The organism is Saccharopolyspora taberi (assembly GCF_039534165.1).
GTDB lineage: Bacteria > Actinomycetota > Actinomycetes > Mycobacteriales > Pseudonocardiaceae > Saccharopolyspora_D > Saccharopolyspora_D taberi.
The window spans coordinates 42,820-53,211 of record NZ_BAAAUX010000034.1 but is presented as its reverse complement, the minus strand read 5'-3'; the positions used below and the strand labels follow the sequence as shown (position 1 = coordinate 53,211).

The following is a 10,392-nucleotide window of genomic DNA, read 5'->3' as shown; positions in this document are numbered from 1 at the left end:
GGTGGCGGCGCGGGGTGGCGGCGGTGCGGCGGGGGGCAGCGGCAGCGCGGGGGGTTCGGCGGCGCGGCCGGGGCAGCGGGAGCGCAGGGTCAGCGGCGGCGCAGCAGGAGGTAGGTGGGCAGCAGGACGACCCAGATCCCGGCCAGGGTGCCGCCCACGGGCAGCAGCGAGAGCACGGCGGTGCGGCCCATGACGCGAACCAGGTCCGGGTTCCGCGAGTCGTACTCGACGCGCACCAGCTGCCCCTGCTGGAGGCCGGACGGGTAGAGCACGCCTGCCGGCGGGATGTAGACCCGGCCCTCGGCGTCGGAGAAGCGAACGACCGTTCGCGTCAGCGAGGCGTCGAGCACCTCGGCCACCGCCTGGCCGCGGGACTCCGCGATGGTGCGGTCGTTGATGAAGCAGCCGATGACGATCGACACGCACAGTCCGCTGAGCAGGAGCGCGAGCGCGAGCACGCCCCGCGCGGCCAGAGCGCGCGGGCTGCGGCGGGGCCGCCGAGTGCCCGGTTCGTCACCTTCCGTGCTCGAACCTGTCACCGAGTCGGCCGCGTCCTCGGTCACCGCGTCGCTCGCCACGGTGACCGATTGTAGGTACCGCACCGGCCGTCATCGGCACTGCATCGGTCACCGCCACCCGCACGGACAAGCGCCTTACCCTCCAAGGGTGGCCATTAGCTCGCGTCTGCTGACCGCGCGTACACGAAGAATCCATGCAGGTGATCCCCTGCATGATCGTCGACTGCTCGAACTGCTACCGCCGGGCCCGTCGGTGAGCTGGGTCCGAGCGGGCGACGGGCTCGTCGGCTGGGGCTGCGCGGCCCGGCTGGACACCTCGGGAACCGAGCGGTTCACCGAGGCCGACACCTGGTGGCAGGACTGGGTCGCCCAGGTCGACGTCGACGACGAGGTGGGACTGCCCGGCACCGGCCCGGTGGCCTTCGCCAGCATGGCGTTCGCCGAGCAGCCGGGGCGGTCGGTGGTGATCGTGCCGGAGGTGGTCATCGGCCAGCGCGACGGCGTCCGCTGGCTCACGACCATCGGCGAGCCGCCCGAGGCGGTCGCGCCGGTCGCGGCGGACCCCGGCACGACCCGCGCGGGCAGCCCCGTCGAGCCGCTCGCAGCGGGAGCTGCCGAGCGGCTCGCGGCGGGAGCGGTCGAGCCGGTCCGGCACCCCGGGACCGTCCGCTACAGCGACGGGACGCTCACCGCCACGGGCTACCGGCAGGCGGTGGCCGACGCGGTCCGCCGGATGCGCGAGGTCGGCGACCTGGACAAGATCGTGCTCGCGCACGACCTGCTCGCCACCACGTCCGAACCGCTCGACAGCCGGTTCCTGCTGCGCAACCTCGCGGCCCGCTACGAGAACTGCTGGACGTTCGCCGTCGACGGACTGGTCGGAGCGACCCCGGAACTGCTGCTGGAGCGCAGCGGGCGGCTGGTGCGTTCGCGGGTGCTCGCGGGAACTGTTTGGCCGCGCGGGGATCGCGGCTTCGACGAGCTCGAAGCGGAGCTGCTCATGTCGGGCAAGAACCGCAGCGAGCACGAATACGCGACGCAGTCGCTCGCGGACTCGCTCCGCCCGTTCTGCGACGAGCTGTTCGTCCCCGGCGAGCCCGAAGTGCTGCGGCTGCGCAACGTCATGCACCTGGCGTCGAACGTGACCGGACAGCTCGGCGAGGACCGGGCGACCTTACTGCGGATGACCGAAGCCGTGCACCCCACGGCCGCTGTCGGCGGCACGCCGACGCCGCAGGCGGTCAAGCTGATCGGCGAGCTGGAGGGGATGGACCGGGGCCGCTACGCGGGACCGGTCGGCTGGACGGACAGCCGGGGAGACGGCGAGGTCGGAATCGCCTTGCGCTGCGCGCAGATCCAGCCCGAGGCCGGAGAAAACGGCCAGGTGCGGCTGTTCGCCGGGTGCGGCATCGTCGCCGACTCCGACCCGGACCTGGAGGTGGCCGAGGCGGAGGCGAAGTTCCTGCCGGTGCGCGAAGCGCTCGAGGGGATCGAGTGATCCCGGGTGGTCGTGGAGCTTCCGCGGAACCTCCACGACCACCCGCTGCGGCGGTGATCAGTGCGCGTGCGCGCGCTCGTGCGTGGCGTCGATCTCCGCGACCGCCGGCGGCGGCGTGGCGGACGCGAGGAGCGCGCTCTGCGGAACACCGGTCGCCTCGCCCACGGCGGGCTTTCCGGGCGTGAACAGCCAAGCCTTGAAGAACTCGTCGAGCTGCTTGCCCGACTTCTGTTCCGCCAGCTCGATGAACTGCTCGATCGTCCCGGTCGAGTAGCGCTTCTCGGACACCCAGGTGCGGGTGATGTCCACCAGCGCCTGGTCGCCGATGACGTTGCGCAGCGCGTGCAGCGTCATCGCACCGCGGTCGTAGACCGCGTCGTGGAACACGTTCTCCGCGCCCGGGTCACCCGGGAGCACCTGCCAGAACGGGTCGTCGGCGGGAGTGGCCGAGTAGTAGTGGTCGAACAGCTCCTGCGCGGTGCCGGTCCCCTGCTTCTCCGACCACAGCCACTCGGAGTACGACGCGAAGCCCTCGTTGAGCCAGATGTTGCGCCAGGTGTCCACCGACACCGAGTCGCCGAACCACTGGTGCGCGTTCTCGTGCACCACCACCGAGGTGTTGGCGCCCCGGCTGAAGAACTTGTGGCTGTAGGTCGGCCGGGTCTGGTTCTCCAGCGCGAAGTTCATGCCCTCCGAGGACACGACGCCGCCCTGCGCCTCGAACGGGTACTCGCCGAACAGGCCGCTCAGGAACTCGACGACCTCCGGCGTCCGCTCGACGCTCGCCTTCGCCGCCCCCTCCAGCTCGCCGAGCTGGTCGGAGTAGGCGGTGACGAACGGCTGGCCGTTCGCACCGGTCTTGGTGCTGATCTCGTACTGGCCCAGGGCGAGGAACGCAAGGTAGCTGGCGGTCGGCTTGGTCGTCCGCCACTTCCAGGTGGTCCAGCCCGCCAAGCTCGACGTGCCGGTGTTCACCCCGTTCGACAGCACCTCGGTGCCGTCCGGCACCGCGACGGCGATGTCGAAGGTCGCCTTGTCCCGCGGGTGGTCGTTGCCCGGGAACCACCACGACGAGATCTCCGGCTGGCCGATCGCCAGCGCCCCGTCGGCGGTGCGGATCCACGGGTTGACGCCGCCGACCTCCACCGTGGACGGAACGCCGTCGTACTCGACCACGAACGTCGCCAGGCTGCCCTCCGGCAGCGTTTCCTGTGGGGTGACGGTCAGTTCCAGGCCGTCGTGCTTGACCTCCGCAGGTTTTCCGTTGACCCGCACCGACTTCACGTTCAGCGCGAAGTCCAGGTTGAACGCGGTGAGGTTCTGGGTCGGCTTGGCCACGATCGTCGTGGTGCCGCTCAGGAAATCGTCGTTGGGCTGGTACCGGAGCTGGATGTCGTAGTGCGAGACGTCGTAGCCGCCGTTGCCGTAGCCGGGGAAGTAGTCGTCCCCCGCTCCGGGTGCACCGGGTCCGTCGTTGCCGGCGAGCGCCGGGGTCGCGAGGAAGACTGCCGCACAGCAGGCAGCAGCCGCCACTCGCAGGCCCTGTCGTCGAAACACCTGCTACCTCCTTGGATTGCAGGCCACCAGGCGTGGCCTGCAAGGAGGCTAAGTACGCGGCCTGGCTGCGCGGGGAGGAATCGGCAAACAGGTTTTTCCCATCTCACAAGGAAAAACGGGAAGATCAGCCGTGTAACGCCGATCGTACGGCAGCGTGCAGGCGCTCGTGCACCCCGCGGAGTTCGGCCCGGTCCGCCTGCACCTCGACAACGCGCAGCCCGGGTCTCCACCGCAGCGCTTCGAGGAAGTCGGAGCGCTGCCGGACCAGGGTGTGCGGCACGCCGTGCGCGCCGCAGAGCTGCGCGAGATCGGTACCGTGCGGAGTGCCGAAGACCCGCTCGAACGACGAGCTGTGTTCTGGATTTCCCTGCTCCAGCAAGGAGAATATGCCGCCACCGTCGTCGTTGAGGACCACGATCGTCAGGTCCGGGCGCTCTTCGGCCGGTCCCAGCGCGAGCCCGTTGCTGTCGTGCAGGAAGGTCAGATCGCCGAGCAGCGCGTAGGACGGACCCTCGTGCGCGAGAGCCGAACCGATCGCAGTGGACACCGTGCCGTCGATCCCGGCCACACCGCGGTTTCGGTGCACCGCCACGTCCGGACGGTGGCGCGCGGCGAGCGCGACGTCCCGCGTCGGGTTCGACGAACCGAGCACGAGCAGCGAACTCCGCGGCAGTGCGTCGACGAGGTCACGCGCGATGATCGGGCCGTTCGGCCAGCGTTCGAGGTCGAGCGCCGCGTGCAGCGCTGCCGAGGCCTTGTGGTCGGCCTGCTGCCACCCGAGCAGCCAGTCGTGGTCGGCCGGGCCCGGCGCGGAACCGAAGGTCTCGGCGACCTCTCGCACGTTGTGCGCCGGCGCCGGCCAGTCGACACCGCCGTGCGCGAGCAGCACCTCCACACCGGTGTCGGCCAGCAACCGCTGCACCTGCCGGAACACGGTGTTGCGGCCGACGCAGAGCACCTGCTCGGGACGGTGCCGCCGGACGAACTCCGGCAGGTTCAGCAACCACATGCCGGTGCTGATCGCGGCCTTCCCGGACAGCCCCACACCGCCGGTCTCCGACAGCACCGGCCAGCCGTAGCGCTCGCCCCAGGCGCTCGCGCCCTCGGCGGCCCCGCCGGCGACCAGCACCAGACCCCGGCTCGCCCCCAGCCGCGAGAGCGCGCTGGGACCGTCGCCGAGATCGGACACCTCGGTCCACCGCCCGCCTTCCGGACGACCGGCCAGCGGCTCGCACCAGTCGGCGTCGCCGGTGGGCACCAGCGGCTCCCGGAACGGGAGGTTGAGGTGCACCGGCCCGTTCCCGGCGGCGTCCCACGCACGGCACGCCTGGCTGCGCCAGTAGGCGTTCTGCCCGGGCCGGTTCTCGGCGACCGCCAGCTCGTCGAACAGCCGGGTCTCCGAGCCGTACAGCCGGTACTGGTCGATCGTCTGGTTCGCGCCCGCCGCGCGCAGTTCCGGTGGCCGGTCCGCGGTGAGCACGATCATCGGGATCCCGGAGTGAAAAGCCTCACTCACCGCCGGATGCAGGTTGGTCGCCGCCGTACCGGACGTGCACACCACGACGACCGGACGCTTCGTGCGCGCCGCGACACCCAGTGCGAGGAAACCGGCGCTGCGCTCGTCGATGCGGACGTGCAGCCGCAGCCGGTCCGCTTCGGCGGCGCGGTGCAGCGCGAAGGCCAGGGGTGCGTTGCGGGAACCCGGGGACAACACCGCCTCGCGCAGTCCGTTTCGGACCAGCTCGTCGATGATGACCTCGGCCTGGGCCGTGGACGGATTCAACCCATCACCCCTGAAAAATCGCTTGCGGACCGCGATCAGTGGTCGCCCCGGCCACCGGCTCGGCAGGCGCCGCGGTGGTGCGAACGGCCCGCCCACCCGACGCTTGCTGGGCCTATTGTCCCAGGTGTGCAGAATCCACGTGTCTCTGAGCTGTTCGATCCGGTGATGTGGGAGCCCGTGGACGGCTTCGACTTCACCGACATCACCTACCACCGCTGCGTCGAGGACGGGCCCGGAAAGGGCACCGTACGCATCGCCTTCGACCGGCCGGAAGTCCGCAACGCCTTCCGTCCGCACACGGTGGACGAGCTGTTCCGCGCGCTCGACCACGCCCGGATGACCAGCGATGTCGGGTGCGTGCTGCTCACCGGCAACGGTCCGTCGCCAAAGGACGGCGGCTGGGCCTTCTGCTCCGGCGGTGATCAGCGGATCCGGGGCCGCTCCGGCTACCAGTACGCCAGCGGTGAGACCTCCGACACGGTCGATCCGGCGCGGGCCGGGCGGCTGCACGTCCTGGAGGTGCAGCGGCTGATCCGGTTCATGCCCAAGATCGTGATCGCGGTCGTGCCGGGCTGGGCCGCGGGTGGCGGGCACAGCCTGCACGTGGTGTGCGATCTCACCCTGGCCAGCGCCGAGCACGCCAGGTTCAAGCAGACCGACGCCGACGTCGGCAGCTTCGACGGCGGGTTCGGTTCGGCCTACCTGGCGCGCCAGGTGGGCCAGAAGTTCGCCCGCGAGATCTTCTTCCTGGGCCGTCCCTACAGCGCCGAACAGGCGTTTCGGATGGGCATGGTCAACGAGGCCGTTCCGCACGACGAGCTCGAAGCGACCGCGCTGCAGTGGGCCCGCGAGATCAACGGCAAGTCGCCGACCGCGCAGCGGATGCTCAAGTACGCGTTCAACGCCATCGACGACGGGCTGGTGGGCCAGCAGCTGTTCGCCGGGGAGACGACGCGGCTGGCGTACATGACCGACGAGGCGGTCGAGGGCAGGGACTCGTTCCTGCAGAAGCGGGAACCGGACTGGAGCTCGTTCCCCTGGTACTACTGACCCGGCCCCGCCGCCCTCGGACGACCCGTCGGCGGCGGCTCCGGCCTCGCGGCGGGGTTGCCTGCGCCGGATGACGCGGGCACCCCGCACCGCCGGGACCGGATGCGGCGGGATCCGCAGGGGCACCGGGCGGGGACGCTGCATCGAGCGCGCCGCCCTGGCCTGCACCTGCGCTCTCCACTGGAGCATCAGCAGCCGTGTCCCGCCCGCACGTCGAACGATCCGCAACCGCCACGACGGCCTACGGCTCCGCCAGCGGGCGCTCGCCTGGAAACTGGTCCCGTTCATCATCTGCCTCCTTCAACCGGACTCACGACCACCATCGTCACCCCACTTCGAACACTTGAGCGACGACACTCGAACGTGTGATCGACTTAGTCCACGAAGGTCAGATCCAGGCCCTCCAGCCCGGTGTAGGTGTCGAACGCCGTGATCCGGTCCCCCACGACCTCGAACACCGCGACCGAGATCTCCCGGCCCTTCGACACCGCCACCGCCGCGACCATCCCGTCCACCAGCGCGGGCCGGGTGGACTCGGCCAGCTTCGCGAAGGTGCTCGCGGCCTTCGCCACGGTCTCGGCCCCGCGCAGCACACCGCTCTCGAACCGCACCACGACGTCCGGATCGAGCACGGTCAGCAGCGCCTCGAAGTCACCGCCGCGGGATGCCTCCAGGAAGGCGTCGACGACTTCGCGCTGGTGGACGAGGTCGGCTTCGGAGGGCGGCGAAGCGCCCTGCACCCGGCGACGGGCCCGGCTGGCGAGCTGGCGGGTCGCCGCCGGGGTGCGGCCGACTATCGGGGCGATCTCGTCGAAGGGCACGGCGAACAGGTCGTGCAGGACGAAGGCCAGGCGTTCGGCCGGGCCGAGGGTGTCGAGGACGACCAGCAGTGCCAGGCCGACCGAGTCGCCCAGCACCGCCTGGTCCGCCGGATCAGCGCCGTGCGCAGGGGGTTCGGGCACGTGCTCGCCCAGCGGCTCCTCCCGCCGGGTGGTGCGCGAGCGGAGCATGTTCAGGCACACCCGGCTGACCACGGTGGTCAGCCAGCCGCGCAGGTTCTCCACGTCCTCGGTGTCGGCGCCGCTGAGCCGGATCCAGGTCTCCTGCACCGCGTCGTCGGCCTCGCTCGCCGAGCCGAGCATCCGGTAGGCGACCGCCCGCAGGTGGTCCCGGTGGGCCTCGAACTGCTCGGCGCGAATCGCGTTGTCATCCATCGGTCACGTCCTCCGTCCGACCGTGTCACCGTGATGAACCGCGAAACCCGGCCGATGTGACATCGGCCCACTTTTCCAGGCGCCCCGCGGACCGGCCAGGCCCACCGCGGGTTCGGCCGGGGCGCACAATGCCCGCATGCCGAGCCCACGTCTCCTCCAGCCGCTGGCCGTCCCCGCAGGAAAGCGGGCGCTCGACGTCCTGCCCGCGCTCCGCCGCGCGCTCGACGGCGCCGGCCCGGCGCTGCTTCCGATCCCGGAGGACGCCGCGCCCGCCGACGCGCTCGGCGTCGGGACGCCGGTGGAGGACGATCCGGCCGACCCGACCGCCCTGGTCATCGCCACTTCGGGCTCGACCGGCACTCCCAAGGGCGTGCTGCTGTCCGTCTCGGCGCTGCGCGCCTCCGCCGAGGCGACCCATGCGCACCTCGGCGGTCCGGGCCGCTGGCTGCTGACCATGCCCGCTCAGCACATCGCCGGAATCCAAGTGCTGGTCCGCTCCCTCGTCGCGGGCACCGAGCCGTTGGCCGTCGACACGGCGGACGGCTTCCGCCCCGACCGCTTCGCCGAAGCCGCCGAAGCGCTCGCGACCGCCGGACCGCGCTACACGGCGATGGTGCCGACGCAGTTGAGCCGCCTGCTCGGTGATGCCGGAAAGGGCCTCGCTGAGCTGCGGAAATTCGACGCGGTGCTGCTCGGGGGCGCCGCCACGCCGCCCGCTCTGCTCCGCCGTGCGGTCGACGAAGGCGTGCGCGTCGTCACGACTTACGGCATGAGCGAGACCGCCGGTGGCTGCGTCTACGACGGCGTTCCGCTCCCCGGCGCGCAGGTGCGGATCGACGACGGCAGGATCCTGCTCTCCGGTCCGATGCTGGCGAGGGGCTACCGAGGTCGTCCGGATTCGCCCGCGTTCGCGAATGGCTGGTTTCACACCGGTGACCTCGGGCGATGGGCCGACGGCAGGCTGGAGGTGCTGGGGCGCGCCGACGACGTGATCATCACGGGCGGGGTGAACGTGGCCCCGCTCCCGGTGGAGCGGATCATCGCCGAGCAGGACGGGGTGCGCGAGGTGTGCGTGCTCGGCGTGCCCGATCCCGAGTGGGGGCAGGCCGTGGTTGCCGCCGTGGTCCCGGCGGATCCGGGTCAGCCGCCTTCGGCCGAGGCGCTGCGGGCCGAGGTCCGGCGGCTGGCCGGTGCCGCCGCCACCCCCAAGGACCTGGTCTTCCTCGACGAGCTCCCGCTGCGCGGCCCGGGCAAACCGGACCGCCGCCTGCTCGCCGAGCGCTTCGCCCGCTGAGTCCCGGAGGCCGCGGCCGGTCGGCCATGAGCGAAGATGAAAGTCATGGCGACTGTCGCACAGTGGATCGAAGGCGCACGCATTCGGACTTTCCCGAACGCGATCGCACCCGTCCTGGCCGGGACCGGTGCCGCGGCGGGCATCGACCGGTTCGATCCGGTCGTGGCGGTGCTGGCGCTGGCGGTCGCGCTGCTGCTGATCCTCGGCGTGAACTTCGCCAACGACTACTCCGACGGCATCCGCGGCACCGATACCGACCGGGTCGGGCCGTTCCGCCTGGTCGGGTCGGGTGCGGCGAGGCCGGCGGCGGTGCGGGGGGCGGCGTTCGGCTGCTTCGGACTGGCCGCACTGGCCGGCATCGGCGTGGTCGTCCTCAGCGGACAGTGGTGGATGCTGGCAGTCGGCGCGCTGTGCATCGCCGGGGCGTGGTTCTACACCGGCGGCAGCAAGCCCTACGGGTACGCGGGCCTGGGCGAGATCGCGGTCTTCCTGTTCTTCGGCCTGATCGCGGTGCTCGGCACGCAGTACGTGCAGGCCGGCACGGTGTCCGGGTTCGGCATCGGATCGGCGGTGGCGGTGGGATCGTTCTCCAGCGCGGTGCTGGTCGCCAACAACCTGCGGGACATCCCGACCGACCGCACCACCGGCAAGCGCACGCTCGCGGTCCTGCTCGGCGACCGCGACACCCGCACGCTCTACGTGATGCTGGCGCTGGTGCCGTTCCTGATCACCACGCTGATGGGGTTGCGCAACACCTGGATGCTGCTCGCTTTCCTCGCGCTGCCGCTGCTGATCACGTCGTTGCGCAACATCCTCAGCGGAGCGAAGGGGCGCAGGCTGATCCCGGCGCTGCGCGACACCGGGTTCGCGATGCTGGCCTGGTCGGTCATCACCGCGCTCGCGCTCGCGTTCGGACAGAGCTGAACTCGCGTCGGACAGAGCAAAAGGGCACCGGATCGCGACGATCCGGTGCCCTTTCACCGAGAACTCAGGCGTTCGCCTTCTTCTTGCCCAGCCCGAAGACGAGGACCACGGCGAACGGACCGGCACCGATCACCGCGGCGGCGATCTGGGCGACCCGGTTCTTCGTGGCGAGCTCGTACATCGTGACCTGCGATCCGGTGCGGATGCGGGCCTTCTCCTGGCACGTCACGGTCGCGCTGCCGGAGAACCACGGCTGGATCCGGGTGACGCCGTAGCGCGACTCGGAGCGGTACGAGCTGACGTCCCGCGGTTCACCCCGGTCCGGGGCGACCTTGCAGTGGGCGGTCTTGCCGTTGCGCGCGGCCGGGGTGATCAGCATCGGCTGGCCGTTCCAGCGGTACTGCTCGGTGACGCGGGTGGAGCTGGAGTTCGGGGCGGTCTCGTCGAGCACCGTTCCGCTGAAGATCGCGACGCCGAGGAATACCGCCGCGACCACGCCGACCAGGATCCCCCAGGCGGCCGTGACAGTGATCAGTGCCTTGCGGCTCATGCGT

Annotated in this window: 9 protein-coding genes; 4 read left to right on the top strand and 5 right to left on the bottom strand. The window is 71.2% G+C overall.

Annotation, left to right across the window (positions count from 1 at the left end):
• Positions 1 to 89: 89 nt before the first annotated feature.
• The gene (locus ABD691_RS31310; RefSeq protein WP_344685923.1) at positions 90 to 578 is read right to left on the bottom strand and encodes a DUF3592 domain-containing protein; all 489 of its coding nucleotides are present in this window, start codon (positions 576 to 578) and stop codon (positions 90 to 92) included.
• A gap of 193 nt (positions 579 to 771) precedes the next feature.
• Here ABD691_RS31310 and ABD691_RS31305 point away from each other — a divergent pair, with 193 nt between their 5' ends.
• Positions 772 to 2,016: an isochorismate synthase gene (locus tag ABD691_RS31305; protein ID WP_344685921.1), complete on the top strand. Its 1,245-nt coding sequence runs from the start codon at positions 772 to 774 to the stop codon at positions 2,014 to 2,016.
• A 57-nt stretch (positions 2,017 to 2,073) separates the two neighbouring features.
• Here ABD691_RS31305 and ABD691_RS31300 read toward each other — a convergent pair whose 3' ends face one another.
• Positions 2,074 to 3,573, bottom strand: coding sequence for a M1 family metallopeptidase (locus ABD691_RS31300; RefSeq protein WP_344685919.1), 1,500 nt, complete (start codon positions 3,571 to 3,573; stop codon positions 2,074 to 2,076).
• A gap of 124 nt (positions 3,574 to 3,697) precedes the next feature.
• Entirely contained in the window at positions 3,698 to 5,356 is a 1,659-nt protein-coding gene (gene menD, locus ABD691_RS31295; protein WP_344685917.1) for a 2-succinyl-5-enolpyruvyl-6-hydroxy-3-cyclohexene-1-carboxylic-acid synthase, read from the bottom strand.
• A gap of 126 nt (positions 5,357 to 5,482) precedes the next feature.
• Between menD and ABD691_RS31290 the strand changes: the two genes are divergently transcribed.
• Positions 5,483 to 6,406, top strand: a complete 924-nt coding sequence (locus ABD691_RS31290; RefSeq protein WP_344685915.1) for a 1,4-dihydroxy-2-naphthoyl-CoA synthase — start codon at positions 5,483 to 5,485, stop codon at positions 6,404 to 6,406.
• Between the two features lie 374 nt (positions 6,407 to 6,780).
• Here ABD691_RS31290 and ABD691_RS31285 read toward each other — a convergent pair whose 3' ends face one another.
• Entirely contained in the window at positions 6,781 to 7,620 is an 840-nt protein-coding gene (locus ABD691_RS31285; protein ID WP_344685914.1) for a sigma-70 family RNA polymerase sigma factor, read from the bottom strand.
• Between the two features lie 136 nt (positions 7,621 to 7,756).
• On the opposite strand from ABD691_RS31285, the gene menE reads away from it, so the two are divergent.
• Entirely contained in the window at positions 7,757 to 8,914 is a 1,158-nt protein-coding gene (gene menE / locus ABD691_RS31280; RefSeq protein ID WP_344685913.1) for an o-succinylbenzoate--CoA ligase, read from the top strand.
• A gap of 45 nt (positions 8,915 to 8,959) precedes the next feature.
• Complete coding sequence (locus ABD691_RS31275; protein WP_344685911.1) at positions 8,960 to 9,838, top strand: 1,4-dihydroxy-2-naphthoate polyprenyltransferase; 879 nt, start codon at positions 8,960 to 8,962, stop codon at positions 9,836 to 9,838.
• A gap of 64 nt (positions 9,839 to 9,902) precedes the next feature.
• Here the strand turns inward: ABD691_RS31275 and ABD691_RS31270 are convergent, their stop codons facing one another.
• Positions 9,903 to 10,388 carry a hypothetical protein gene (locus ABD691_RS31270; protein WP_344685909.1) on the bottom strand — a complete coding sequence of 162 codons (486 nt, stop codon included), beginning with the start codon at positions 10,386 to 10,388 and terminating at the stop codon, positions 9,903 to 9,905.
• Between the last annotated feature and the right edge of the window lie 4 nt (positions 10,389 to 10,392).

Excerpts from the sequence above, each read along its gene's own strand:
- ABD691_RS31285 (WP_344685914.1), bottom strand. The coding sequence starts at position 7,620 with ATGGATGACAACGCGATTCGCGCCGAGCAGTTCGAGGCCCACCGGGAC.
- menE (WP_344685913.1), top strand. The coding sequence starts at position 7,757 with ATGCCGAGCCCACGTCTCCTCCAGCCGCTGGCCGTCCCCGCAGGAAAG.
- ABD691_RS31275 (WP_344685911.1), top strand. The coding sequence starts at position 8,960 with ATGGCGACTGTCGCACAGTGGATCGAAGGCGCACGCATTCGGACTTTC.
- ABD691_RS31270 (WP_344685909.1), bottom strand. The coding sequence starts at position 10,388 with ATGAGCCGCAAGGCACTGATCACTGTCACGGCCGCCTGGGGGATCCTG.